The organism is Mesorhizobium zhangyense, from assembly GCF_011045115.1.
GTDB lineage: Bacteria > Pseudomonadota > Alphaproteobacteria > Rhizobiales > Rhizobiaceae > Mesorhizobium_M > Mesorhizobium_M zhangyense.
In genome coordinates this window covers 56,755-82,605 of the sequence record NZ_JAAKZG010000006.1, presented here as the reverse complement: position 1 = coordinate 82,605, position 25,851 = coordinate 56,755, and the positions used below count along the sequence as shown (strand labels likewise).

20 protein-coding genes are annotated in these 25,851 nt (G+C 62.7%); 17 read left to right on the top strand and 3 right to left on the bottom strand.

Features of this window, described 5'->3' with window-relative positions:
* Positions 1-40 precede the first annotated feature (40 nt).
* Complete coding sequence (locus tag G6N74_RS15975; protein ID WP_091911726.1) at positions 41-379, bottom strand: hypothetical protein; 339 nt, start codon at positions 377-379, stop codon at positions 41-43.
* Between the two features lie 241 nt (positions 380-620).
* Here G6N74_RS15975 and G6N74_RS15970 point away from each other — a divergent pair, with 241 nt between their 5' ends.
* A complete protein-coding gene (locus G6N74_RS15970; protein WP_165118945.1) occupies positions 621-1,325 on the top strand; it encodes an SDR family oxidoreductase in 705 nt (234 codons plus the stop codon).
* A gap of 222 nt (positions 1,326-1,547) precedes the next feature.
* Here the strand turns inward: G6N74_RS15970 and G6N74_RS15965 are convergent, their stop codons facing one another.
* A complete protein-coding gene (locus tag G6N74_RS15965) occupies positions 1,548-2,690 on the bottom strand; it encodes a flavin-containing monooxygenase (protein ID WP_165118944.1) in 1,143 nt (380 codons plus the stop codon).
* A gap of 162 nt (positions 2,691-2,852) precedes the next feature.
* Here G6N74_RS15965 and G6N74_RS15960 point away from each other — a divergent pair, with 162 nt between their 5' ends.
* The 5 genes from G6N74_RS15960 (at position 2,853) to G6N74_RS15940 (ending at position 7,890) form a co-directional block, all read left to right on the top strand.
* On the top strand, positions 2,853-3,893 hold the full coding sequence (locus G6N74_RS15960) for a phosphatidylglycerol lysyltransferase domain-containing protein (protein ID WP_165118943.1): 1,041 nt from the start codon (positions 2,853-2,855) through the stop codon (positions 3,891-3,893).
* Between the two features lie 255 nt (positions 3,894-4,148).
* On the top strand, positions 4,149-4,415 hold the full coding sequence (locus tag G6N74_RS15955) for a metal-sensing transcriptional repressor (RefSeq protein WP_165118942.1): 267 nt from the start codon (positions 4,149-4,151) through the stop codon (positions 4,413-4,415).
* A 10-nt stretch (positions 4,416-4,425) separates the two neighbouring features.
* Complete coding sequence (gene dmeF, locus G6N74_RS15950) at positions 4,426-5,391, top strand: CDF family Co(II)/Ni(II) efflux transporter DmeF (protein ID WP_165118941.1); 966 nt, start codon at positions 4,426-4,428, stop codon at positions 5,389-5,391.
* A gap of 122 nt (positions 5,392-5,513) precedes the next feature.
* Complete coding sequence (locus G6N74_RS15945; RefSeq protein WP_165118940.1) at positions 5,514-6,878, top strand: cytochrome ubiquinol oxidase subunit I; 1,365 nt, start codon at positions 5,514-5,516, stop codon at positions 6,876-6,878.
* Positions 6,879-6,882: 4 nt separating this feature from the next.
* The gene (locus G6N74_RS15940) at positions 6,883-7,890 is read left to right on the top strand and encodes a cytochrome d ubiquinol oxidase subunit II (RefSeq protein ID WP_165118939.1); all 1,008 of its coding nucleotides are present in this window, start codon (positions 6,883-6,885) and stop codon (positions 7,888-7,890) included.
* A 16-nt stretch (positions 7,891-7,906) separates the two neighbouring features.
* On the opposite strand, the gene G6N74_RS15935 is transcribed toward G6N74_RS15940, so the two are convergent.
* Entirely contained in the window at positions 7,907-11,320 is a 3,414-nt protein-coding gene (locus G6N74_RS15935) for a class I SAM-dependent DNA methyltransferase (RefSeq protein ID WP_165118938.1), read from the bottom strand.
* 236 nt (positions 11,321-11,556) lie between these two features.
* Between G6N74_RS15935 and lepA the strand changes: the two genes are divergently transcribed.
* From lepA to G6N74_RS15875, 11 genes are all read left to right on the top strand, one after another.
* Positions 11,557-13,365, top strand: coding sequence for a translation elongation factor 4 (lepA, locus tag G6N74_RS15930; RefSeq protein WP_165118937.1), 1,809 nt, complete (start codon positions 11,557-11,559; stop codon positions 13,363-13,365).
* A gap of 12 nt (positions 13,366-13,377) precedes the next feature.
* On the top strand, positions 13,378-15,288 hold the full coding sequence (locus G6N74_RS15925) for a DUF7380 domain-containing protein (RefSeq protein ID WP_165118936.1): 1,911 nt from the start codon (positions 13,378-13,380) through the stop codon (positions 15,286-15,288).
* 78 nt (positions 15,289-15,366) lie between these two features.
* Positions 15,367-15,522: a hypothetical protein gene (locus tag G6N74_RS15920; RefSeq protein ID WP_165118935.1), complete on the top strand. Its 156-nt coding sequence runs from the start codon at positions 15,367-15,369 to the stop codon at positions 15,520-15,522.
* Between the two features lie 543 nt (positions 15,523-16,065).
* Entirely contained in the window at positions 16,066-16,614 is a 549-nt protein-coding gene (locus tag G6N74_RS15915) for a hypothetical protein (protein ID WP_165118934.1), read from the top strand.
* A 101-nt stretch (positions 16,615-16,715) separates the two neighbouring features.
* Complete coding sequence (locus G6N74_RS15910) at positions 16,716-18,731, top strand: hydantoinase/oxoprolinase N-terminal domain-containing protein (RefSeq protein WP_165118933.1); 2,016 nt, start codon at positions 16,716-16,718, stop codon at positions 18,729-18,731.
* A gap of 145 nt (positions 18,732-18,876) precedes the next feature.
* Positions 18,877-21,048, top strand: a complete 2,172-nt coding sequence (locus G6N74_RS15905) for a malate synthase G (RefSeq protein ID WP_165118932.1) — start codon at positions 18,877-18,879, stop codon at positions 21,046-21,048.
* A gap of 265 nt (positions 21,049-21,313) precedes the next feature.
* Positions 21,314-21,991, top strand: a complete 678-nt coding sequence (tsaB, locus tag G6N74_RS15895; RefSeq protein ID WP_165118931.1) for a tRNA (adenosine(37)-N6)-threonylcarbamoyltransferase complex dimerization subunit type 1 TsaB — start codon at positions 21,314-21,316, stop codon at positions 21,989-21,991.
* On the top strand, positions 21,991-22,485 hold the full coding sequence (locus G6N74_RS15890; RefSeq protein ID WP_165118930.1) for a GNAT family N-acetyltransferase: 495 nt from the start codon (positions 21,991-21,993) through the stop codon (positions 22,483-22,485). Before tsaB ends, G6N74_RS15890 begins: the two co-directional genes overlap by 1 nt.
* 37 nt (positions 22,486-22,522) lie before the next feature.
* Positions 22,523-23,323: a lyso-ornithine lipid O-acyltransferase gene (gene olsA, locus G6N74_RS15885; protein ID WP_312857880.1), complete on the top strand. Its 801-nt coding sequence runs from the start codon at positions 22,523-22,525 to the stop codon at positions 23,321-23,323.
* Between the two features lie 63 nt (positions 23,324-23,386).
* Positions 23,387-24,769 carry a tRNA (N6-isopentenyl adenosine(37)-C2)-methylthiotransferase MiaB gene (gene miaB, locus G6N74_RS15880; RefSeq protein WP_376767722.1) on the top strand — a complete coding sequence of 461 codons (1,383 nt, stop codon included), beginning with the start codon at positions 23,387-23,389 and terminating at the stop codon, positions 24,767-24,769.
* A 74-nt stretch (positions 24,770-24,843) separates the two neighbouring features.
* The gene (locus G6N74_RS15875; protein WP_165119214.1) at positions 24,844-25,839 is read left to right on the top strand and encodes a PhoH family protein; all 996 of its coding nucleotides are present in this window, start codon (positions 24,844-24,846) and stop codon (positions 25,837-25,839) included.
* Positions 25,840-25,851: the final 12 nt, after the last annotated feature.

Here is a 25,851-nt window from a genome sequence, read left to right as displayed (position 1 = left end):
GAATGGGTAAGGGTGAGGGGCAGCGCCTGCCTCGAAGATTCTACTGCCCGCCCGCTGCCGGCCCAAGCGTGATCAGCCCGACAGCCACGATCGCAAGCACGATCCCGCCGCTCTGAACAAGGCTCAGTTTCTCGCCGAAAAAGGCGAGCGCGATCACATTGACCGCGACAAGCTGGATGACGGCCGACAGGCTGAAGGCCGAGGCCATGCCGAATTCGCGCACCAGCCGCAGCATGATGAGATTGCCCAGCGAATAGAGCGCCAGCGTCAGCAGCAGCTTGGGAATGCTCGGTGCGAGCGCCCAGGATTTGGCGCCCGTTGCAGCGAGCAGGAATATCACCGTCGAAGCGATGAGTTGGGCGAAGCCGGATAGGGACAAATTGTTCTCCGCGGGCAGGGCCGTGCATGGCATCCAGCCCCTTTTCGCGATCTCTCGGGCAAAGCTGGAGCGGCGTCAAGATGCTGGCTTGCCCGCGGCCATGGGCCAGCGTCGTTCGCCATCTGTTGGACCAGCGTCTTGCCCTGCCGGGGCGTCACCGATACCTCTTGAGCGATGCATTTTGGTTGCGGCGGATTTTCATCCGCGCACGGGCAGCCAAGTCACGAAAAGGAGAAAAAGAATGTCGGAACTGAAGACGGCGATCGTCACCGCGGGTGGCAGCGGCATGGGTGCGGATGCGGCGCGCAAGCTTGCCGAAGACGGTTTTCAGGTCGCGATTCTCTCCTCGTCCGGCAAGGGCGAGGCGCTGGCCGAAAAGCTCGGCGGCATCGGCGTCACCGGCTCCAACCGCTCCAACGACGACCTCAAGCGGCTGGTCGATGCGACGGTCGAAAAGTGGGGCCGCATCGACGCGGTGGTCAACAGCGCCGGCCACGGCCCGCGCGCGCCGATCCTTGAGATCACCGACGAGGACTGGCATCTCGGCATGGAGACCTATCTGCTCAACGCCGTGCGTATCGCCCGTCTGGTCACGCCGGTGATGCAGGCGCAGAAGTCCGGCTCCATCGTCAACATCTCGACCTACGCCGCCTTCGAGCCGGAAGCGCTGTTCCCGACTTCGGGCGTATTCCGCGCCGGGCTTGCGTCCTTCACCAAGCTCTTCGCAGACAAATACGCCGCCGAGAACATCCGCATGAACAACGTCCTGCCCGGCTTCATCGACAGCCTCCCCGAAGCCGGCGAACGGCGCGAGCGCATCCCCATGGGCCGCTACGGCCGCGTCGAGGAGGTATCTGAACTCATCGCCTTCCTGGCCAGCGACCGCTCCAGCTACATCACCGGCCAGAACATCCGCGTCGACGGCGGGATAACGAAGTCGGTGTGAGGTTGGCAGGGGTCGTTGGTCTGTGACTGAAAGAACCGGATGATTAAGTAGGTCGTCGCGAATACCCCCTCTCCGTCTCGGCTTCGCCGAGCCACCTCTCCCCCACGTTGCGGGGGCGAGGAACCTAGGTCCTGCAAGGCCGCGGCGTTTCAAGGCTTGGGTTCCTCGCCCCATGAAATGGGGAGAGGTGGCTCGGCGAAGCCGAGACGGAGAGGGGAGCCCTTAGTGCTGCCGCGCCTTCACAACCACCTTCGCAATCCCTTCGCCCTGCACCACCGCGTTGCGGAAGCAGCCGCGCAGGCTCGGTCGCATGCCGGTGAACCACAGCCCCGGCCAGCCGGGAGCCGCCTGCGGGCCGTTGAACAGTGGGGTGCCGTTGCGGTCGAGCACGCCGAGCTTGCCGACCATGTCGTCCAGCCCGGTGCGATAGCCGGTGGCGGCGATCACCACGTCGGGGTGGATCGTTCGCCCATCGGCAAGCACCACGCCGTCCGCAGCGAACTCACGCACGCCGGGCACGATCGTTATGCGGCCTTTCTTGATCGCCGCCATGGCGCCGTCGTCGGCGGCAATCGCCGTGTAGTCTGAACCGAGCCGGCTCGCGCCGCCACCGGCCGCTTTCGGCAGGCCGTATTTGGTCATGTCGCCAAACACCAGCCGCTGCGTCGCAGCGATTACCATGTCGGCCAGCTTCACCGGCAGCGCCGCTGTCAGGGGCGAGACCTTGTGCACCGCGACGCTGGCGATGCGCTTGGGCAGCACGGTCGGGCCACTGCGTGCCGACAGCCATAGCGGCCCGGTCTCGGCGCGAATCAAATGGTTGAGCGCGTCGAAACCGGAGTTGCCGGCACCGATCACCAGCACGCTCTTGCCGGTGTAGTCGGAAGCCTCGCCGAAATCGGCCGAATGGATCAGCCTGCCGCCGTAATCCGCCAGTCCCTGCCACGAGGGGATGAATGGTTTCCGGTCGCGCCCGGTGGCAACCACCACGTCGCGCGCGTGGCGGACACCCTTGTCGGTCTTCACCGCCCAGGCGTCGCCGTCGCGAAAAATCTCCTCGACCGAAATGCCGAATTCGATGGCAAGCTTTTGCTGCTCGTTGAAGGCCGTCAGATGGTCGATCACCTCGACCCGGGAGGGAAAGGCGGGCGTGCCGCGTGGAAACCTTATGCCGGGAAGATGGGACAGGTCGCGGTGCGTGTTGAGCCGCAGGTTCTTGTGACGTCGCCGCCAGGGCTCGCCGATTCGGTCTTCCTGCTCCAGAATCACCGGAGAAAGCCCGGCCCTGGCCAGCGCATGTGCTGCAGCCAGCCCGGCGGCTCCGGAGCCGATTACGATCACGTCCTCGATTTTTGTTGCAGTCATTCCTAAATCACCGGAAATCTGGTGCTCGTGGCGGGTGCAATCTGGAAGCCTTGTGGCGCAGCCGCGCAATTTGAGCAAGAGTGCGGTGGAACAAGCGGCTCGCATGTGGGTTTGAGATGCGGTAGGGGCACGCAGTTACGCTTATCGATCAAGGACTGACGAATGCCCTCCCTGCGCAACAGGTTCGACGTTTTCATGGAGGGCAGGGCCGCCAGGGTGCCGACCCTCGATCTTGCGCTGGAAGATCGGCTGAAGCTGCTGCGCCGCCACGGCGATTTCTCACTTGCCTACTCCACTGCGGTCCAGAACGGGCTTTCCTATTTCGGCGACGACAATGGCTATGTCGCCTTTGCCTCCAAGATGGGCGGGCATTTTGCGCTGGGCGATCCGGTGGCCGCACCCGATGAGCGCGGTGACTATATCCGGCGGTTCGTCGAGGCCGCCGGCACGCCTTGGTTCGTCCAGATCGGCGAGGACACCGCCCGCACGCTTTCCGGCCTTGGCTACCGCATAAATCGCATGGGCATCGACACCAGGCTCGACCTTGCCAGGCATGATTTTTCCGGCTCGCGCAACGAAACGGTGCGCTATTCCGAACGCTGGCTGTTCAAAAAGGGCTATTCGATCATCGAGGATGATGGCGGCGTCGCCTCGCTTGAGCATGTCAAGAAACTGTCGGCGGAATGGCTGTCCGAGCGCATCGTCAAGCGCTGGGAAATGCGCTTTCTCAACCGTCCATTCGATGCCGCTGCCGGCGAGGGCATGCGCCGCTTCACGCTCGTCGATCCCGAGGGGCAATCGGTGGCGCTGCTGGACTTCGACCCGCTGCATCGCGACGGCGAAGTCATCGGCTACACCACCTCCTTCAAGCGCAAGCTGGTCGGCACCACGCCGCACGCCGAAGTCGGCCTGACCAAATTCGCGGTCGACCGCTTCCGTAGGGAAGGCCGCAGCGTCGTCACCCTCGGCCTCTCGCCGCTCGCCGACATCAAGGCCAGCGGTTTTTCCGAAAGCGGCTTCTGGCGAACGATGTTCGCCCGCGCCTACGATTCCAAGAGCGTCAACAGCCGCATCTTCAACCTGCAGGGCCAGGCCGCCTTCAAACGCCGCTTCCACGGCGAGGAAGAGCCGACATACATCGCCTTCAAGAAAGGCTCGGTGATGGAAATGACCGGCCTGTTGCGGTTGTGCAAGGCGGTGTGATCGCTACTGCGGCGGCAGTGCCGCCCCTCACCCTTACCCTCTCCCCGTGAAAAACGGGGAGAGGGAGGCTTCAGCGTTGGAGCTTCGCCCTTCTCCCCGTCACTATACGGGGAGAAGGTGCCGGCAGGCGGATGAGGGGCAGCGCTGTCGGAAATCTATCTCACTCATACTAACTAATATGATGATCCATCAAGCCGCCAAAAACCCATGAGATTTTGATTTGCCATATCCCCTACCGGGGGATATGGATATGGCATGAGCCATGTCAACGATCCCGAAATCCACAAGCGCCTGCGCCGCGCCGAAGGCCATCTTGCCACTGTCGTGAAGATGGTTGCCGAAGGTCGCGACGGCCTCGTCATCGCCCAGCAGATGCAGGCGGTGATCAAGGCGCTGGAAAAGACCAAGCAGCTCCTCATCATCGATCATATCGATCATCATCTCGGCGCCGGCGATTCCGAGCTTCCCGCCGAGATGAAGGACAAGCTGTCGGTCTTCCGCGAGATCACCAAATATCTGTGAGGATATGCCGATGAGCACCGCCTCGATCGAACGCTTCAAGCATGAGCACGTCTTCCTCGGCGAAGCTCACGACCGTAACGCCCGGCGGACTTTTGCAGTCATTGCGCTGACGGCTGCGATGATGGTCGGCGAGATCGTTGCCGGCTATTTGTTCGGTTCGATGGCGCTGTTGGCCGACGGTTTTCATATGGCGACCCATGCCGGCGCGCTGACCATTGCCGCCGTCGCCTATGCCTATGCCCGCCGCCATGCCCGCGACGAGCGCTTTGCTTTCGGCACCGGCAAGATGGGCGAACTCGCCGGCTATACCAGCGCTGTCGTGCTGGCCGTCGTCGCGCTGATGATCGGCTTTGAGTCCGCGCTGCGGCTGACCGCGCCGGTGCCCATCCGCTTCGACGAGGCGATCGCGGTGGCAGCCCTTGGCCTGCTCGTCAACATCGCCAGCGCATGGCTGCTGCACGACGGCGGTCACCACGATCACGGCCGCGACCACAATGACGCCCATGCGCACAGCCATGACGATGGCCATCACCACCACCACGGCCACGACGATCACAATCTGCGCGCTGCCTACTTCCATGTTTTGGCCGACGCGCTGACCTCGGTTCTGGCCATCGCCGGCCTGCTCGCCGGGCGCTTCTATGGCTGGCTGTGGATGGATGCGCTGATGGGCATCGTTGGCGCCATCGTCATCGCCCGCTGGTCCTGGAGCCTTCTGCGTGGCTCCGGCGCGGTGCTGCTCGACGCCCGCGCCGATGCATCGCTCGCCGGCAAGGTCCGCTCGATTCTGGAACGCGACGGCGACCGCGTTGCCGATCTGCATCTGTGGCGGGTCGGGCCGGGTCACATGGCATTGATCGTCTCGCTGGTCTCGCCCGCGCCGCAGGCACCGGAACGCTACAAGGCAAAGCTCGCCACCCTGCAGGGCCTGTCGCATGTCACCGTTGAAGTTCACGCGGAATCATTTGCCGGCTAAGCCTTTTTCCGATCCAGCACCGGTCTCCTGCGACACTGCGCCTCTGCGCCATGCGGCCGCTTTGACGGTCTGCGCCGACAGGCCTATTCTCGGTTGCATAAGAAACAGCAGGAGCTTCCTTCATGGACCCGCTCATCCTGTCGCGCATACAGTTTGCTGCGAACATCTCGTTCCACATCCTGTTTCCGACAATCACCATCGCGCTCGGCTGGGTGCTGCTTTTCTTCAAGCTCCGCTACAACGCTACCTCCGACGCGGCCTGGATGCGTGCCTATTTCACCTGGGTGAAGGTTTTCGCGCTGTCCTTCGCGATCGGTGTTGTCTCCGGCGTCACCATGAGCTTCCAGTTCGGCACCAACTGGCCGGGCTACATGGAAAAGGTCGGCAACATCGCTGGCCCGCTGCTCGCCTATGAGGTGCTGACCGCCTTCTTCCTCGAGGCGGTGTTCCTTGGCATCATGCTGTTCGGCTTCCGCCGCGTTTCCAACAAGGTCCACACGGCGGCCACCTTCCTCGTCGCCTTTGGCACGACAATGTCGGCCTTCTGGATACTGGCGCTGAATTCCTGGATGCAGACGCCCGCCGGTTTCGAGATCCGCGACGGCGTCGCCTACGCCACCGACTGGTGGGCGATCGTCTTCAACCCGTCCTTCCCCTACCGCCTCATCCACATGCTGCTGGCTTCGGGGCTGACGGTTTCCTTCTTCATCGCCGGCCTGTCGGCGCTGCGCTATCTCGCCGGCGACCGCTCGGATTCGATGATGAAGGCGCTGCGCACCGGCGTCTACACCGCCGCGATCCTCATCCCGATCCAGATTTTTGCCGGTGACCAGCACGGCCTCAACACGCTGGAGCACCAGCCGCAGAAGGTCGCGGCCATGGAAGCCAACTGGAACACCGGCCCCAATGTGCCGCTGGTTCTGTTCGCCATTCCCGACGAGGCGGCGAAGGAAAACAAATACGAGATCACCATTCCCAATGGCGCCAGCCTCATCCTGCGCCACAGCGCCGATGGCGTCGTGCCGGGCCTGAACGATTATGTCGGCAACCACCCGCCGGTGCTGCCGGTGTTCTGGGGTTTTCGCATCATGGTCGGTACGGGCTTGGCCATGCTTGCCGTGTCGTGGGCCGCCTCATGGTATCTCCTGCGCCGCCGCGCACTGCCTAGGCCGCTCGCTTATCTCATGGTGCCGATGACGCTGTCGGGCTGGCTGGCCACGCTCGCCGGCTGGTACACCACCGAGATCGGCCGCCAGCCATGGCTCGTCACCGGCATATTGCGCACCGAAGATGCGCTGGGCGCGGTGCCCGGCAGCCATGTCGCTTTCACGCTTGCCATCTATCTGGCGCTCTACGCGGTGCTGATTGTCGTCTATCTCGGCACGCTGGTGCATCTGGCGCTGAAGGCTGCCAAGGACGGCGATGAATCGCCGCTTCCCGGCGTGCTGAACAGGCCGCTGTCGCAGCCCGTGCACGGAACGGAGTGAGATCATGTCTAGCTTGGACTGGCCGGTAATCCTCCCTCTCATCTTCGCCGGGCTGATGGGGCTGTCGATCCTCATCTATGTCGTGCTCGACGGTTTCGACCTCGGCATCGGCATCCTCTTCGCCACCGCCGACGATCACGAGAAGGACACGATGATCGCCGCCATCGGCCCGTTCTGGGACGCCAACGAGACATGGCTGGTGCTGGCCGTCGGCCTGCTGCTGGTCGCTTTCCCGATGGCGCATGGCACCATACTGACGGCGCTCTACATCCCCGTCTTCATCCTGCTGTTCGGCCTCATTCTGCGCGGCGTCGCCTTCGATTTCCGCGCCAAGGTGCCGGTCCATCGCAAGGCGCGCTGGAACCGCATCTTCTTTGCCGGCTCGCTCATCGCCTCGCTGGCGCAGGGCTACATGCTCGGCGTCTACGTGCTTGGCCTCGACACCGGCCTTGCAGCCTTCACCTTCGGCGCGCTGGTCGCCGCTTGTCTCGCGGCATCCTATGCGGCAATGGGCGCTGCCTGGCTGATCTACAAGACCGAGGGCGAGCTGCAGGAGAAGGCCGTGCGCTGGCTGCGTTCGGCGCTCGTCTTCACCGCGCTCGGCATGGTCGCGGTTTCGCTGGCCACGCCCTTTGCCAGCCCGCGCATCTTCGAGCGCTGGTTCGTGCTGCCCGACATGATCTATCTTGCGCCGCTGCCCATCCTGTCGGCCGTGCTGTTCATCTGGCTATGGTGGCAGACGTTTCATCTGCCGAAGGAAGGAGACCGCCACGCCATCCTGCCCTTCCTCACTTTGGCCGCCATCTTCACGCTCGGTTTCGTCGGGCTGGCCTATTCCTTCTATCCCTACGTCGTGCCCGACAAGCTTACCATCTGGCAGGCGGCCTCCGCCACCGAAAGCCTTGCCATCATCCTCGCCGGCACGCTGGTCGTGCTGCCGGTCATCATCGGCTATTCCTTCTATGCCTACCGGGTTTTCGGCGGCAAGGCGTCGGATTTGACCTACGATTGAGCGGGTAGGTTGCCGCTTACGCGGCCCGGCGCGCGGCAAACCGGCCGTCGGGCAGGGCGCTCACATGCCCATAGCGCGCCAGCGAAGTCAGCAACTGCTCGACCCTCTTTTCGATGCGCGCGCCGCCGCGCTTGAAGCCGCGCGCTATCTCGGCGGCACTCATCACGCTACCGCGCTTCATCAGCACCGCTTCCACCGCCAGCACCTGCTCGTCGCGATCTGATGGGAAGGCAGGCAGGCGCATGTCGATGGAGATGACCTTCTCCTCCAGCGCAAGCTCGTCGGTCTTTGCCGAAGCACCCTTGTCAAAGCGGGGAATCTGATAAGCCGGCCGCAGCCAGCGCACATGGCCGGCCGCCTCTTCCCTTGCTCGCTCCGCATTGAGCGCGACCAGGCGTTCCAGGATTTGTCCTTCCGGAAGATCCACCGGCCAGCCATAGGCTTCGGCGGTCAGCCGGTCGATCGTCTCATGCAGTTCCCTGATGATCAGCACCAGTCCGCGCGTTTTGACGTCTTCCTCTTTTTCCGTCAGCGGCGCGTTCGCTTTCAGCTTCTCCAGCACATTGTAGAGCCCGGTCAGGGTAAGGTCGGGATGCTCTTCCAGCACCCGCTTGCGTGTCGCGTCGAGTTCTTCGCCCGCCTTCCGCAGTCTTTCCATCATCACCTCGGACGAGGCGGGAAAAGGGAAGGGATCGAAGCAACGCGATTTGGAATAGCGAGGATCGTTTCCATAGCCGAGCCAGCCGCCGACGACCGGCGCCCAGACCGTATGAATCCGGCTCGAGAGGATGGCGAGCGTTGCGGCGTCATCCGATCCTATATTCACCAGCATATTGTCCGCTCTGATACTGGCCGGCAGGAATGAGAAGATGCGGTGCTTTGCGGTTTCAGGCGTTGTTATGAAGCGCTCGATATCGCGGGTGAAACTCCTGTACATTTCGTGGGTCGCGCCGAACCACCACCAGTTGAGCCGCCGGAATTCCATGTTGTTGTGGTCCCGTTCGGGTTTCACGCGCTCCAGGACATGCTGATAGACCTCGGGAAATCGGCGCCTGACTTCGTCCGATTGCAATGGATACAGATCTATCACCATGACGTTTCGCGCGGTCTGTGCGATGTCCCGGCCATGGCGATAGGGGCGAATGAACTCTTCAAGACCCTCTCTTCGCCCCAGCCCGAGCAGTTCGGCCTCTGCGCGCGTGACGATGAACCCCGCGCCGTGCAGGACGACGCCTCTTGAAGCCAGCCCGGCATTCGCGGTCAGTTTGGTCGCTTTGGAGACATCGACGCCAACGGTCAGGTTGGAATTCAGGTATCCGGAATTCTTCAGATAGACGATCTCCGGTTCGTCCGTATCAAGCCCGCCTTCGCAAGTCACCTCCCACAGCGTCCCGTCTTGCTTCCCGGTTTCGCAGACCGTCATGGCAATCCGCACGGCCGCGCTGTCTTTGGTGGCTTTCGTCCAGGGATGATCGGGAATGGCGAAGACCACGCTGACTGGCGCCTTGGCGTTCAGGTGCCGCTCCATCACGCGCCGCTGAAACACCTGGCTGATCGAATTGGTCGTGACCAGCCCGAAGCGGCGCAGCGGCGTTTCCTTGGCCGCGAGCAGTTCGGCTGCTCGGTCCCACCAATACATGACGAAGTCGGCACTCTCGTTCATGCCGGGATGCGTCGCCCGCAGCGCCTCGGCATAGGCATCGCCAAGCCGCGAACGCAAATTCTTGCCGCCGATGAATGGAGGATTGCCGACGATGAATTCCGCTGCGGGCCATTCGGGACGGCGCGCATTCGGGCAGGTCTCGATGCAGGCTCCATCCTTCATGAGGACACGGGGCATGGGATAGCCGTCCCATGTCAGCACGGCGTCGTAACCGTCCTTGCGGCCAAAGTTGATGTTCCTGAACGCCTTCAGGATCGGCTCGCCGGGGTGCCCGCTGTTTGTCTTGTAGTGCTGCTGGAGATAGCCGATCCACACCACCAGTTCGGCGATCGCGGCCGCGCGCGGATTGAGTTCCAGCCCGAGAAACTGGTGCGGGTCGACGCGCTCGTCCTCCAGCCCCAGGCTCTCCGGCACGCCGAGCCGTGCCAGCATTTCCAGCACTTCGCCTTCCAGTCTCTTCATCAATTCCAGGCTGACATAGAGAAAATTCCCGGTTCCGCAGGCAGGATCCAGCACCCGCGTCTGCCGAAGCTGGCGATGAAACGCTTCTACGATCCTGATCGCCCTCTTGTCGTTTCCCGTATCCTTCTCCGCCTCCGCCTGTTTCAGTGCGGCCTGCCAGTCGGCGCGCAGCGGCTCCATCACCGTCATTTCCACCAGCCGCTGCACATAGGCGCGCGGCGTGTAATGCGCGCCGAGCCGCTTGCGCTCCGTCTTGTCGAGCGCCTGTTCCAGCAGCGTGCCGAAGATCGCCGGATCAACCTCTGTCCATTTGTGTTTCGAGGCGGCCAGCAACTCTCCAACCTCCTCGCGATCGAGCGGGAAGGCGCGGGCGTTGCGATAGAGATTGCCGTTGAAATGCTTCAGGTGGGTGAGGAAATAGGAGAAGTAGCGCTTGTCCTTGTCCGGCTCGTCCATCTTCGACCACAGCTCCTCCAGCAGTGGAACGAGCGAACGCGGCGACTTCAGGCCGTCTTCCAGAAGTCGCGTGAACTCGCCCTTCGGCAGCAGGTCCACATCCTCGGCAAACATGCAGAAGATGCAGCGCATGAGGAAATGCGCAACCTCCTCCGGCGCATGGCTCGCTTCCAGAGAGCGGCTGACTGCGGCCAATCGCTTGGCGATCTCACGCGTCACGCGCGCCGACTCTTTTGCCGGGTCGAGGCTGGCCGGATCGGTCCAGATCTTTGCCAGAAGCTCCCGTGTCTCGGGTTTGCGCAGATCCTCGAGATAGATGCGGAATCCCTTCCGGTCGGGGAACTGGCTGTAGGCGCGGCCCGTGCCGGTGAAGTCGGCGAACACTTCGAAGGCATGTCCGACATCGCAGGTGACGATGAAGGGCGGTGCGGGATGGCTCGCATCCAGCAGGAACACATAGTCTTCGGCCTGCCGCCGCGCATTCTGCATCAGCACGTCCCAGTTGCGCGCTGCACCGCGCCGGCCGAGCCGCTCCTGTTCTTCGATCGGCAGCAACAACTGGTCCGGAAGCGCCTTCTTGCCGCCGGGCAGGCGCGACTGCTTGGCCTCGAGAATGAAGCAGCCCTTCTTGTAGAGGTCGATGCGCCTGGTGGCCGCGATGGCATCGCTTTCGCGCCGGCGCACCGCCCGCTCGAAGACGTAGTCGTTGAAGTCCCGCTCAGTGCCCGCCGGGTCCGGTCGCGTGACGCCGATGACGTCGCAAAGCTCGGCGAGGAACATCTGGTAGTTGGCGCGCTCCGCGCCGCCCTCGCGGGCCGTCCATCGTGCGATGAAAGCTTCGATATCCACGCTGCCCCCAGCCCGCGGGAAGACGCGCAAGAAATCGCCCACGCCGCGCTGCCCGCGCGTCGTCCAGGTCTTGCCCCCGCTCTTGTCAAATGTATTGCTGCTCAGTTAAAGTTGTATTTTGCAGATTTGCAACTAAAAATTGCAATTGGTGGTGAGATTTGCAAAGCCGCTTCGGCACCGCCTGTCGCAATCCGCCACGCTTGTTAACCCCCGCTGCCCCTGCTAAATGCGCGGCCATGACCACACCTTTGTCCCACATCCGCAATTTCTCCATCGTCGCCCATATCGACCATGGCAAATCCACGCTGGCCGACCGGCTGATCCAGTCCACCGGCGGGCTGGAGCTGCGCGACATGAAGGAGCAGGTGCTGGACTCGATGGATATCGAGCGCGAGCGCGGCATCACCATCAAGGCCCAGACCGTGCGCCTCAACTACCGCGCCAACAATGGCGAGGATTACATCCTCAACCTCATCGACACGCCCGGCCATGTCGACTTCGCCTATGAAGTCTCGCGCTCGCTGTCGGCCTGCGAGGGTTCACTGCTGGTGGTCGACGCCTCCCAGGGCGTCGAGGCGCAGACGCTGGCTAACGTCTACCAGGCCATCGACAACAACCACGAGATCGTCGTGGTGCTGAACAAGATCGACCTGCCCGCCGCCGAGCCCGAGCGCATCAAGGAGCAGGTCGAGGAGGTCATCGGCATCGATGCCAGCCAGGCCGTCTACATCTCGGCCAAGACCGGCCTCGGCATTCCTGATGTGCTGGAGGCCATCGTCAACCAGCTGCCGCCGCCGCGCGAGGGCGACATCGACGCGCCGCTGAAGGCGATGCTGGTCGACAGCTGGTACGACACCTATCTCGGCGTCATCGTGCTGGTGCGCATCATCGACGGCAAGCTCAAGAAGGGCCAGACCATCCGCATGATGGAGACCGGCGCAAAATATCTGGTCGAGCGCACCGGCGTCTTCACGCCCAAGATGATCCAGGTCGACGAGCTCGGCCCCGGCGAGTTCGGCTTCATCACCGGCTCGATCAAGGAAGTGGCCGACACCCGCGTCGGCGACACCATCACCGAGGATCGCCGCCCGACCGCGCAGGCGCTGCCCGGCTTCAAGCCGGCCCAGCCGGTGGTGTTCTGCGGCCTGTTCCCGGTCGACGCCGCCGACTTCGAGGATCTGCGCGCCGCCATGGGCAAGCTGCGCCTCAACGACGCCTCCTTCTCTTTCGAGATGGAAACCAGCGCTGCCCTCGGTTTCGGCTTCCGCTGCGGCTTCCTCGGCCTGCTCCACCTCGAAATCATCCAGGAGCGGCTGGAGCGCGAGTTCAACCTCGATCTCATCGCCACCGCCCCCAGCGTCGTCTACCGCCTCAACATGCTCGACGGTTCGCAGAAGGAACTGCACAACCCGGCCGACATGCCCGACCCGATCAAGATCGTGTCGATCGAGGAGCCGTGGATACGCGCCACCATCCTCACCCCCGACGATTATCTCGGCAGCATCCTGAAGCTGTGCCAGGACAGGCGCGGCATCCAGGCCGACCTGAGCTATGTCGGCAAGCGCGCCATGCTGGTCTACGACCTGCCGCTCAACGAGGTGGTGTTCGATTTCTACGACCGGCTCAAGTCGATCTCCAAGGGCTATGCCTCCTTCGACTATCACCTCTCCGACTACCGCGAGGGCGACCTCGTCAAGATGTCGATCCTGGTCAATGAGGAGCCGGTGGACGCGCTGTCGATGCTGGTCCACCGCACGGCAGCCGAAAAGCGCGGCCGCGTCATGGTCGAGAAGCTGAAGGAGCTGATCCCGCAGCACATGTTCAAGATCCCGATCCAGGCGGCCATCGGTGGCAAGGTCATCGCCCGCGAAACGCTCTCGGCGCTGCGCAAGGACGTGACCGCCAAATGCTACGGCGGCGACGTCACCCGCAAACGCAAGCTGCTCGAAAAGCAGAAAGAGGGCAAGAAGCGCATGCGCCAGTTCGGCAAGGTCGATATCCCGCAGGAAGCGTTTATTCAGGCCTTGAAGATGGGTGATAATTAAGCGGTTATATGATTGGCAACCTACACTTGGGTTGATGAAAGAGGGGAACTTGTGCCTGAAAAGCAAAGCGCAAAAGGCGTTCAGATCCCCGGCGTCAGTTTTGTTGTTTCATTGGAGTCGTTCCAGCGAGAAGCCGTGAAGACGGCAATATCGACCACCAAGGTCGTTGATAATCACGATGCGGATACCCGCATCCGGGAAGCGACTGCAGACGTGAAAGCAACTGCAGATGCCCAAAGCGTACAAGCGTTGGAAGTGTTGAGCCAGATTTCAGGATACCACTTTAAGGCCAGCGATCGTATTGAGCCTTTCGGTCCCTTGGCTGTGATGGACGGTCGTAGGTCACCCATTCCAACGGACCTTTTATCCGATCAGGTTGAGATAATCGCACAACTTGTACCGGAAGTCGGACATCTCTCGTTTCGTGCTAGGCTCGCCGATGTCTGCTGGTTGCTGAACAAGAAGGACTCGGAATCGGGTTTCCGGGCGGTGGCGAGCTACGTTGAATGCGTCAGGTCGGTCCTGAATGCGGAAGCCCAATTCGACTTCGATGAGGCCAGTCCAGCAAGCGTGCCCGCAGCAGAGTATCTCTCGCGGGCGGCTATTATTGCGCGAGCGATGGGGTGGAAACGCGACGAATTTGACCCATTGCGCCAGATTATTGCGGACGTTTCACAACGGGCCTTGGAATGTGATGACGGATGGGGGTTCATCCACATTGGTTCAATAAATCTAGCCAACCAGATCTGGGACTACGTCAAAACGGGACAAGCGGCTGAAGCTCTTGCATTAAGTGAAAAACTGGCGAACGACCCTTCAGGGCGAAGAGAGCTTTGGGAACTTGCCGGACGTGCCTACCTAAGAACTAAGGACTCGGACAACAGTAATCGGTGTTTGAAAGAAGCTGCCGAAACATACGTTGCGGATGCGGATGCGCGACCTGACTCAGCTGCCGTTCAAGTTCACTTCCTGAATGACGCAATACAAGCGCTAAGGCCTATTCCAGGAACCGTCGATAGACGAAAGGAGCTACAAGGTCGGCTTAGCGCCATCCAGCCTCGAATTATGGATGAAATGTCCAGTTTCTCGCACGAAACCGACATTACTGCACTTGTCGACGCCGTTGAAGCGGCAGTGCGGGGCAGAACGCTCGCTCATACCCTCCGCACACTATTCATGTGTGAGAAATCGCCCGACCCTGACAAACTGCGCGACGAGGTCCTAAAAGCAAGCTACGAGAGCATATCAGCGCTGTTCTCAACAACCGTAAGCGACAGTCAAGGCCGAACCCGCTTCGTAGCCCCCGGCCTTGCCCTTAATGGACCACCTGACGAGAATCAGGTCCGGTTTCTCATCAATCAGCAAGATCGTATTCGGCGCAATCTTGTCGTATCGAATAGGATCAACCCAATTCGGCGCATTCTTTGGGAAGAGCACTCCGTTTCCGTAGATGCACTATTGCCGATTATGCAGGCGAGCCCCTTCGTGCCGCCTGATCACGAATATACGTTTGCCATCGGAGCGGCCAAACTCATTGGCGGCAATGAGCTTGAAGCCGCGCATCTAATATTGCCTCAATTAGAGAATTCCCTTCGGTACATGCTCAGCTTGGCAGGAGTCGAAACCAATCGTATCAATCAGGACGGAACTCAGGAAGAAGCGATGCTAAGCCGTCTGTTGGGGGATTTTCAGGAACCGCTCCGGCGAATCATGCCAGCCGCCCTGATTCAGGAAATAGATCTTCTATTTAATTTTCGCGGCGGTCCCGCAATACGTAATGAGCTTGCGCACGGTAAAATGTCAGACGGCGAATTCGGGAGCACAGATGTCACGTATTCGATTTGGCTAGTCCTCCATATCGCCGTCATCCCAACGCTGCAGCATTGGGATGACGTTGCGGTTCAGATAGGTCGGCGCTCGTAACTTTCTATCGTCTAACCGGCACTTCCGTTCTTGCGTAGTCATCCTCATTCCGCCACACCTCCCACCTACCGCCACCTCATGAACCGCCTCCCCATCCTGCTCACTCTCGCCATCCTCACCGCCTGCGCCTCACCTCGCCCGGCACCTCCGGCCGAGGTGCAGCCGACGGTCGAGCCTCTGCCGCCGGAGATAAAGCCTCTGACACAGGAGCAGGAGGAAGAGATCGGGCAGTAGCCCGAAGCTTGCGACGGCGGGGATAAAAATCCCCTGATTTGCGATTTCCGGCACCCGGCCCGCGCCTCGCTCCCGGCCAAGCCCTTGAAATCCCTTGCTCTCCCTCACGGCGAGAGAAAAAACACCGCATTTTTCAAAAATCTTTTCCCCACCCCAAACACCGCTCGCATAATGGCGGCTGCTCCTCCTGCGGGAAGGCCGGTCGCGACGGCGGTCTGTGGGGAGGGGCCGGCGCTTCCGGTTCTCCGCAAACGTAGCGGCGGGCCCGGGGAGGTTCCGTCCAAGGGTTCCCCTGCGGGTATTACGGCCCGCGCGTGCTGGACGAGCACATAGACCCCGTTGGCCGAAAGGTTTGCGGGGGGCAGCGGAACGGACGGGAACAGAAATCGCCGGACGGGCGGTCGCGAGATCGCACTAAAACATTCAGATGAGCGATCCCGCGACCGCCCGTCTTCCCGACCTTCTTTTCAAAACTCGGCCGTGCGGCGCGAGAGCGCCTTCGCTCGGCTGCACCCTGCTTTCACCGAGACGGAGACAAAAGACATGGCAGACGAGAGGGAAGAACCGCGCACGCTCCAGGGCCAGCCCACACCGCCGATCGACCGCTATGCGATCAAGCATGAATATGTGCCGCGTGACTGGAGCCGCTACGACGTCACCGACGTCTACGAATATTTTCCGATCCCGCCGGACGAAGTCGGCCCGCGTTTCAGGATACCGCACCATAAGCGCGATCCGGACCAGACGGACAAGCAGTATGAGGCCTCGCGCCGCTCGACCGAGCGGCATTTTCGTGCGCTCGGCGTCTATCTCTACATGTCGCAGAAAGCTGCGACGTATCGCGGCCATTTTCGCGATTGCAAGGTCCGCGCCTGCCGGCGCGCCGGCAAATGCATCTCGCGGCGGCTGGAGGATGACTGGACGATCTTTCCCGGCCCGATGATGCCGCCCTGCTGCGACCGCAGGGACCGCACCGAGCCAGTGCGCGAGATGATCCGGGAAATCACCCCGAAGATCCTGGCCCTGCAGCGGCGCGAGGCGGAGGAGAAGGCGAAGGCCGGCGGGGAGGCGGCAGGCAAGGCGAAGGGCTGAGGCCGGCGTCGTGGCGTAAGAGGAGGTCGCGCCAGCGGCTTTCGCGGGCGGGGTCGATGGGCTAAAGGGCGGTGAAAGCCACCTGCCGGATAGCCCGCTCCATGAACGCCACGCCTGCGCCGTCTCCTTTGTTTCTCGGTATCGACACCGGCGGCACCTACACCGACGCCGTGTTGTGGTCCGAAACGGCGGGTGTCGCCGCCAAGGCCAAGTCGCTGACCACGCGGCACGATCTGGCGGTCGGCATTTCCGGCGCGGTGGATGCGGTGCTGGCACAGGCGAGCGCCGACCCGGTCGCGATAAAGCTGGTGTCGATGTCGACCACGCTCGCCACCAACGCGCTGGTCGAGGGGCAGGGCGGGCGCGTGGCGCTGGTCATGATCGGCTTTTCCGAGGCCGATCTCGCCCGCGATGGCCTGAAGACCGCGCTCGGCACCGACCCGGTCGTCTTCTGCGGCGGTGGCCACGACGTCCACGGCAACGCCAGGCCGCTGGAGCTCGGCGCGCTGGAGGAGGCGCTGCCGGAACTGGCGAAATCGATGTCAGGCTTTGCCGTCTGCGCCTATTTCGCCACCCGCAACCCCGCCCACGAGATCGCCGCGCGCGACCTCATCCGCGAAAGAACCGGCCTGCCCGTCACCGCCAGCCACGAGCTTTCGGCAAAACTCGGCGGCCCGCGCCGGGCGCTGACCACGCTGCTCAACGCGCGCCTGATCTCGATGATCGACCGCCTTGTCGCCGCCACCGAAGGCTTTCTCGCCGCGCGCGGGATCAAGGCCCCCCTGATGGTCGTGCGCGGCGACGGCGCCCTGGTCTCGGCCGCCTTCGCCCGCGCCCGTCCGATCGAGACGATCCTGTCGGGGCCTGCTGCCTCGCTCGTCGGCGCCCGCCACATGACTGGTCTCGACAATGCGGTCGTGTCGGACATCGGCGGCACCACGACGGACGTCGCCGTGCTCGACAATGGCCGCCCCAGGCTCGATCCCGAGGGCGCCACCGTCGGCGGCTTCCGCACCATGGTCGAGGCAGTCGCCATGCGGACTTTCGGTCTCGGCGGCGATTCCGAGGTCGCGCTGGAAGACGGCGCGCTCAACCCGCGCATATTGCTCGGCCCCCGCCGCGTCGTGCCGCTGGCGCTCGCCGGCATGGCGCATGGCGAGGCGGTTCTCGGCCAGCTCGAACGCCAGTTGCGCGCTGCCAATCCGGGCCGCATGGATGGGCGTTTTGCGGTTCGCACGGGTGTGCCGGAGCGCCTCGCAGCTGGCCTGACGCCACCCGAAGCGAAGCTTTACGAGGGCATAGGTGCCGTGCCCCTGCCGCTGGATGGCCTGCTGACCTCGAACGCCCAGAACGCCACCTTGAACCGGCTGGTATCGCGCGGGCTCGTTCACATTGTCGGCTTTACCCCTTCCGATGCCGCCCATGTGCTCGGCCGCCAGGCCAATTGGGACGCAAAGGCTGCGCGGCTGGGCGCAGAACTTTTCGCCCGCAAGCGGGATGGTCGCGGCCAGTCGATCGCCAGCTCTCCAGAAGCGATTGCCGAGCGCGTGCTTCTGACGCTCACCCGCAACTCCGCCGAGGTGATCCTCGAGACCGCCTTCACTGAGGACGGGCTCGATGGTGCCGCCACCGTGGCACACGCGCTGGTGCAGCGCGCCGTCGATGCGCATCCCGGCATCGCCCGCTTCACAGTGGCGCTCGACCGTCCGGTGATCGGTTTGGGCGCCTCCGCGCCGCTGCATTATGCCGGCCTGCCGCCGCTCGTCGGCAATGAATGCGTCGTGCCGGAGGATACGGATGTCGCCAATGCGCTTGGCGCGGTTGTCGGGCAGGTCCGCGTTTCGGTCGAGGCGCGGGTCAGCCAGCCGAAGGAAGGGCTTTTCCGGGTGACGTCAGGCGACCAGGTGCGCGATTTCCTGAATGAGGACGATGCCGTTCTGGCCGCCGAAACCGACATCAGGGCAATCGCCGCCGGCAGGGCGAAAGACGCAGGGACCGACGCCGCCGAAATCGAGATTATCCGCGAGTTCCGCACCTCCACGGTGGAAGGCCAGCGCATGTTCATCGAGGCGCAGATTCTGGCGGTCGCCACGGGGCGGCCGCGCATTGCGGTGTAAGCGAAAAACTTATTCACACCTACGGTTGCTGCCATATTCTGCAGTGAAGTCGGTTTGTGAAACTTAGGGTGAATTGACCCTGCCATCCCGACATGGTCAAAGGCCGGAAATTGTCGTCCCGGGGCTGGGTGTCAGGAGAACAAATATGAGCGATAGGATCGAGGTATCGGGGCTGCGCATTGCCGGCAAGCTTCATGATTTCGTGGAGCAGGAAGCAATCGCCGGCACCGGTGTCGATCCTGTGGCTTTCTGGTCCGGTTTTTCGGCGATAGTCCATGATCTCGCGCCGAAGAACAGGGCGCTCCTGACCAAGCGCGACGACATTCAGGAAAAGATCGACGCCTGGTATCGCGACAATGGCGCGCCTGTCGATATGGCGACCTATCAGGCTTTCCTGAAGGAAATCGGCTATATTGTGCCGGAAGGCCCGGCCTTTCAGGTGTCGACGGAAAATGTCGATCCCGAGATCGCGGTGGTCGCGGGGCCGCAGCTGGTCGTGCCGGTCATGAATGCGCGCTATGCGCTCAACGCCGCCAATGCGCGCTGGGGTTCGCTCTACGATGCGCTCTACGGCACCGACGCCATCCCCGAGACGGACGGAGCGGAGAAGGGCAAGGGCTACAATCCGGTTCGTGGCGCAAAGGTCATTGCCTGGGGCAGGTCGTTCCTCGACGCTTCCGTGCCATTGAAATCCGGATCATGGACGGATGCCGGCGCTCTCGCCGTCAAGGACGGGAAACTCGCCGTCGGAACGGGCGAACTTGCCGATCCGTCGCAGTTTGCCGGCTATCGTGGTGAGGCCAGTGCACCGGCGGCTGTCCTGCTGCGGCAGAATGGGCTCCATATCGAGATCGTCATCGACCGCAGCCACCAGATCGGCAAGACCGATGCCGCGGGAATCGCCGACATCGTTCTGGAATCGGCGCTGACGACGATCCAGGATTGCGAAGATTCCGTTGCCGCCGTCGATGCCGAGGACAAGGTTGTCATCTACCGCAACTGGCTTGGCCTGATGAAGGGCGACCTCGCCGAGGAGATCGAAAAGGGCGGCAAGACCTTTACCCGCACGCTCAGCCCGGACCGCACCTACACCGCGCCTGATGGCGGCGAAGTCACGCTTCCCGGTCGTTCGCTGATGCTCGTGCGCAATGTCGGGCACCTCATGACCAACCCGGCCATTCTCGATCGTGATGGCAACGAGGTGCCGGAAGGCATCATGGATGCGGCGATCTCGGCTCTGATCGCGTTGCACGATGTCGGCCCGAACGGCGTGCGGAAAAATTCACGCGCTGGCTCGATGTATGTCGTCAAGCCCAAGATGCACGGGCCGGAAGAGGTTGCCTTCGCCGTTGAGCTTTTCGACCGTGTCGAGGCGTTGCTCGGCATGAAGAAGAATACGATCAAGATGGGCATCATGGACGAGGAGCGGCGCACCACCGTCAACCTCAAGGAATGCATCCGCGCCGCCCGCGAACGCGTCGTCTTCATCAACACCGGTTTCCTCGATCGCACCGGTGACGAGATTCACACCTCGATGGAAGCCGGCCCGATGATCCGCAAGGGCGACATGAAGCAGGCGCCGTGGATTTCCGCCTATGAGGCGTGGAACGTCGACACCGGGCTTGAATGCGGCCTTTCCGGCCATGCCCAGATCGGCAAGGGCATGTGGGCCATGCCCGATCTGATGGCGGCGATGCTGGAGCAGAAGATCGCCCACCCCAAGGCCGGCGCCAACACCGCCTGGGTGCCATCGCCGACCGCTGCCACGCTGCACGCCACGCATTATCACAAGGTCAATGTGCAGGAAGTACAAGCCGGCCTGAAGAACCGCGCCAAGGCCAGGCTGGACGATATCCTGTCGGTGCCGGTCGCAGTGCGCCCGAACTGGACGCCGGAAGAAATCCAGCACGAACTCGACAACAATGCTCAGGGCATTCTCGGCTATGTCGTGCGCTGGATCGACCAGGGCGTAGGCTGTTCGAAAGTGCCGGATATCAACGATGTCGGGCTGATGGAAGACCGCGCCACGCTGCGCATCTCTTCGCAGCACATCGCCAACTGGCTGCATCACGGCGTCTGCACCGACACGCAGGTGATGGAAACCATGAAGCGTATGGCCGGCATCGTCGACCGCCAGAATGCGGGCGACCCGCTCTATCGCCCGATGGCACCGGACTTCGAAAATTCCATCGCCTTCCTCGCCGCCTGCGACCTGGTGTTCAAGGGCCGCGCCCAGCCCAACGGCTACACCGAACCGGTGCTGCATGCACGTCGGCTCGAGCTGAAGGCGCGGGACCGGGCGACGGCGAAGCACTGATGCTGGGTGTCAGTCCGACGAATGGAAGCAGGAAGGTCGCGTTTCTTCGCGCCCCCCTCTGTCCTGCCGGACATTTCCCCCACTGGTGGGGAGATCACGCCTTCATCGACGTTTTCACCAATCTCCTGACTTGCAGAAAGGGAACCGGCATCGCCATTGCTAATCTCCCCACCTGCGGGGGAGATGTCCGGCAGGACAGAGGGGGGCAACGTCGAGCACCAACGACCACACTTGCTCGTCGAGCCAAAACGATTCGGCTTTCCCCATGAACCTCCTCGCCATCGACTGCTCCGCCAGCCTGTGCGCCGCCTGCGTCTACGATGCCACTGCGGGCAGGGAACTTGGCCGCAAGGTGCTCGATCTAGGCAAGGGACATGCCGAGCATCTCATGGCGGTGATCGATGAGGCGCTGAATGCTGGCGGCCTATCGTTTTCCGACCTTGGCCGCATTGCCGTTTCCATCGGGCCGGGCTCGTTCACTGGGGTGCGCGTCGGCGTTTCGACCGCTCGCGGGCTTGCACTGGCACTGGAAGTCCCTGCGGTCGGCGTGACGACCTTGGAGGCCCTTGCCGTCGAGACACGTGACCAGCTCGGTCCCCGCAACGTGCTTGCCGCTCTTGATGGCGGACGTGGCGAAATCCAGGCGGCGGTCTATGACGCCGCCGGTGCTGTGCTCTTTGCGCCTGCCGTCATCGATTTGAACCGTGCGACGAAACTGGCGGCGCAGTTTTCGCCGGCACTCGCCGGCACGGCGGCGCAGATGATTGCCGCGGCAATGCCCTCGCAAGAATTCGGCCTTGGCCCGCAGGTGAAAACAGCCGATATCGGCACCTATGCTAGGCTCGCCGCGGTCAAGGAACCGGGCGAAAAGCCAAAGCCGCTTTATCTGCGCGAGCCGGACGCCAAGCCACAGGCGGGTTTTATTCTCCCGAGGAGCAGTTGATGCGCATACCTTTCCTGCATTCGCGGCCGCGTGACTATTCGCTGGAGCCGCTTGCGGGCAAGGATGCCGACGCCGTTGCCCTTATTCATCACGAGGATTTCGTCCGTCCCTGGAGCGGCGGGGAGTTCTCCGATCTTCTCTCGCAAAATACGGTCTTCGGCTATGCCGCGCGCGAAGTCGGCCGGGGCAAGGCGCCGCCCGTCGGCTTCGTGCTGGCGCGGCTCGTCGCGGGCGAGGGCGAAATCCTGACCGTGGCCGTCGCCCGCACGCACCGCCGGCAGGGACTGGGCTGGCGGCTGATGGACGCGGTGCTGCGTGAACTCCACGGCCAGCGTGCGGATGCGCTTTTCCTCGAAGTCGATGAGATGAATGTCGCGGCGATCGCGCTCTATCGGCGGCTCGGCTTCATCCAGGTCGGCAAGCGCCCGGGCTATTACAAAACCGGCGATGCCGGCACGTCCAGCGCGCTCGTCATGCGCCGCGACCTTCGTTAGCTGCCAGATGCAGGCTGATGAAGGAAGATTTGAAGCGGTGATCGGCTGGGTCCGCACAGGCCTTGCGCTTCTCCTTGTCGCTGCCGCCACGGCTATTCTCGTGCCGTTGCAGCTATTCGCGGTTAAGACCGGGCTTTGGCGCGAGCATGTCATGCTGCGCCTGTGGCACAAGGTCGTCCTGCGCGCGCTCGGCATTCGCGTTCATGCGCATGGCGCAATGTCGCAAAAGCGTCCTCTGCTCGTTGCATCGAACCACATTTCATGGACCGATATCATGGCGCTGGGATCGTTCAACGATCTTGCTTTCATCGCCAAGTCGGACATGGCCGGCTGGCCATTGATCGGCGGGCTGTCGCGCCTGCAACGCACGGTCTTCATCGAGCGTGAACGGCGCGGCAAGTCCGGCGAACAGGCGAGCGAAATCGCCAGCCGTATGGCCGCCGGCGACGCCATGGTGCTGTTTGCCGAGGGAAGTACCGGCGACGGCAATCTGCTGTTGCCATTCAAGAGCACGCTGTTCGGCGCCGCCGAGATGGCGCTTCGCGAAGGTGGCGTCGAGACGGTTTTCATCCAGCCGGTTGCGATCGCCTATACGCGTCTTCATGGCCTGCCGATGGGGCGCCAGCACCGCACGATCGCGGCATGGATCGGCGACATGGATCTGGTGCCGCACATGAAGGAATTGCTGGCCGAAGGCGGTATCGATGTCGAGATTCATTTCGGCGAGCCGCTGGAGTTTTCGGCTGGCACCAGCCGCAAGGAGACGGCCCGAAAGGTGGAGAAGGAGGTGCGGGCGATGATGCAGGCGGCGCTGCGCAATCCGCGCGGCGGATCGTGAACAAGAATCGTCTGTTTTTTGACACCGAAAAGCGCTAGAAGCCGCCCGATGGAACTGAACGAGATTTCTAAGGACACGGCAGAAATTGCCGTCGCGTCGACCGGTCCGGCCAAGAAGGTCTTCCTCAAGACCTATGGCTGCCAGATGAACGTCTACGATTCGCAGCGCATGTCCGATGCGCTTGCCGCCGACGGCTATGTCGCGACCGACGCCATCGATGATGCCGATCTGGTGCTGCTCAACACCTGCCACATCCGCGAAAAGGCTGCCGAGAAGGTCTATTCCGAGCTCGGCCGCATGCGCGACATGAAGGCGGAGCGGGCAAAGGTTGGCCGTGAAATGGTCATCGGCGTTGCGGGTTGCGTTGCGCAGGCCGAGGGCCGCGAGATCATCCGCCGCTCGCCGGCCGTCGATCTGGTCATCGGCCCGCAGACCTATCATCGCCTGCCCGAAGCGCTGAGAAAAGTTCGCGGCGGCGAGAAGGTCGTCGAGACCGACTATGCGCTGGAAGACAAGTTCGATCACCTGCCGCAGCCAAAGCGCGCCGACGTCATCAGCCGAGGCGTCACCGCGTTCCTGACGGTGCAGGAAGGCTGCGACAAGTTCTGCACCTTCTGCGTGGTGCCCTATACGCGCGGCTCGGAAGTGTCGCGCTCGGTCGCGCAGATCATTGCCGAGGCCGAAAAGCTGGCCGAGGCCGGCGTGCGCGAGGTGACGCTGCTCGGCCAGAATGTGAATGCGTGGCACGGTATCGGGCCTGACGGCAGCGAATGGGGCCTTGGCCGGCTTTTGTTCCGGCTGGCCGAAATTCCGGGGTTGGCGCGACTGCGCTACACCACCAGCCACCCGCGCGACATGGATGACGAGCTGATCGCCGCTCACCGCGATCTGCCGTCGCTGATGCCCTATTTGCATCTGCCGGTGCAGTCCGGCTCGGACCGCATCCTCAAGGCGATGAACCGCAAGCATACGGCGGCGGATTATCTGCGCCTTATCGAGCGCATCAGGAACGTGCGGCCGGACATCGCCATGTCGGGCGACTTCATCGTCGGCTTCCCCGGCGAAACCGACGCCGACTTCGAGGCGACGATGGAGCTGGTGCGCGCAGTCGATTATGCGCTGGCCTTTTCATTCAAATATTCGCCGCGTCCCGGTACACCGGGCGCCGACATGAAGAACCATGTCGCTGAAAACGTTAAGGACGAACGGCTCCAGCGCCTTCAGGCGCTTCTGCTCGATCAGCAGCGCGCATTCGGAACCAGCCTCGTCGGCAAGACCGTCGAAGTGCTGATCGAGAAGCCCGGCAGACAGGCCGGACAGATCGTCGGTCGATCACCTTGGCTGCAGCCAGTTATTCTTGATGAAACTGCCGGCGAAATCGGTGACATTATCAGGGCACGAATCACTGGAACGGGCCATGCCAGCCTGTTCGCCGAACGAGCCTGACGGCTTCGGCAGATGAGGAGAGACGTTTGAACGCCACGACTGACCTGAAGAACGTGCCCTCCGGGGCCTCGGACATGGCGCACATCGTACTGACCTTCGACAACAACAAGCTGGCCAGCGCGCTGTACGGGCAATTCGACGAGAATCTGGCCCGGCTGGAGCAGAAGCTCGGCGTCGACATCAATTCGCGCGGCAACCAGCTGCAGATCAAGGGAAGTGCGACCGCAGCCGAGCAGGCCCGCCGGGCGCTCGACCATTTGTACGGCATTCTGCAGAAGGGTGGCGAGATCGCCCAATCGGATGTCGATGGCGCGGTCAGGATGGCGATCGCCGCCGACGACCAGCTGACGCTGCCGACGCTGGAGCGCAAGGGCAAGGTCGCCGCTGCGCAGATCTCCACGCGCAAGCGCACCATTTATGCCCGCACGCTCAACCAGGACGCCTATATGCGGGCGCTGGAGCGCTCGGAACTCGTTTTCGGCATCGGCCCTGCCGGCACCGGCAAGACCTATCTGGCCGTTGCGCACGCCGCCATGATGCTTGAACGCGGCATGGTCGAGCGCATCATCCTGTCGCGGCCGGCGGTCGAAGCCGGCGAGCGGCTCGGCTTCCTGCCGGGCGACATGAAGGAAAAGGTCGATCCCTATCTGCGCCCGCTCTATGACGCGCTCTACGATATGATGCCGGCCGACAAGGTCGAGCGCGCCATCGCCGCCGAGGTCATCGAGATCGCGCCGCTGGCCTTCATGCGTGGCCGCACGCTGGCGCATGCCGCCGTGATCCTCGACGAGGCCCAGAACACGACGTCGATGCAGATGAAGATGTTCCTGACGCGTCTTGGCGAGAATTCGCGCATGATCATTACCGGCGACCCGACGCAGATCGATCTGCCGCCGAACACCAAATCCGGTCTGGTCGAGGCGCTTCGCATTCTCGACGGGGTTCCGGGTGCGGTCACGGTGCGTTTCAACGACGCCGACGTGGTCAGGCATCCGCTGGTCGCCGAAATCGTCCGCGCCTATGATCGCGACGGCAAGATCGCGCAGGGTCTGGGCTCTTCGGAAAGCTGATTGGCCAAGATT

Bases quoted from the DNA above. Each gene is read 5' to 3' on its own strand.
- G6N74_RS15915 (WP_165118934.1), top strand. From the start codon at position 16,066: ATGGCAGACGAGAGGGAAGAACCGCGCACGCTCCAGGGCCAGCCCACA.
- dmeF (WP_165118941.1), top strand. From the start codon at position 4,426: ATGAGCACCGCCTCGATCGAACGCTTCAAGCATGAGCACGTCTTCCTC.
- G6N74_RS15960 (WP_165118943.1), top strand. From the start codon at position 2,853: ATGCCCTCCCTGCGCAACAGGTTCGACGTTTTCATGGAGGGCAGGGCC.
- G6N74_RS15890 (WP_165118930.1), top strand. From the start codon at position 21,991: ATGCGCATACCTTTCCTGCATTCGCGGCCGCGTGACTATTCGCTGGAG.
- G6N74_RS15905 (WP_165118932.1), top strand. From the start codon at position 18,877: ATGAGCGATAGGATCGAGGTATCGGGGCTGCGCATTGCCGGCAAGCTT.
- tsaB (WP_165118931.1), top strand. From the start codon at position 21,314: ATGAACCTCCTCGCCATCGACTGCTCCGCCAGCCTGTGCGCCGCCTGC.
- G6N74_RS15965 (WP_165118944.1), bottom strand. From the start codon at position 2,690: ATGACTGCAACAAAAATCGAGGACGTGATCGTAATCGGCTCCGGAGCC.
- G6N74_RS15940 (WP_165118939.1), top strand. From the start codon at position 6,883: ATGTCTAGCTTGGACTGGCCGGTAATCCTCCCTCTCATCTTCGCCGGG.
- G6N74_RS15970 (WP_165118945.1), top strand. From the start codon at position 621: ATGTCGGAACTGAAGACGGCGATCGTCACCGCGGGTGGCAGCGGCATG.
- G6N74_RS15945 (WP_165118940.1), top strand. From the start codon at position 5,514: ATGGACCCGCTCATCCTGTCGCGCATACAGTTTGCTGCGAACATCTCG.
- G6N74_RS15920 (WP_165118935.1), top strand. From the start codon at position 15,367: ATGAACCGCCTCCCCATCCTGCTCACTCTCGCCATCCTCACCGCCTGC.
- G6N74_RS15910 (WP_165118933.1), top strand. From the start codon at position 16,716: ATGAACGCCACGCCTGCGCCGTCTCCTTTGTTTCTCGGTATCGACACC.
- G6N74_RS15955 (WP_165118942.1), top strand. From the start codon at position 4,149: ATGAGCCATGTCAACGATCCCGAAATCCACAAGCGCCTGCGCCGCGCC.
- lepA (WP_165118937.1), top strand. From the start codon at position 11,557: ATGACCACACCTTTGTCCCACATCCGCAATTTCTCCATCGTCGCCCAT.
- G6N74_RS15875 (WP_165119214.1), top strand. From the start codon at position 24,844: ATGGCGCACATCGTACTGACCTTCGACAACAACAAGCTGGCCAGCGCG.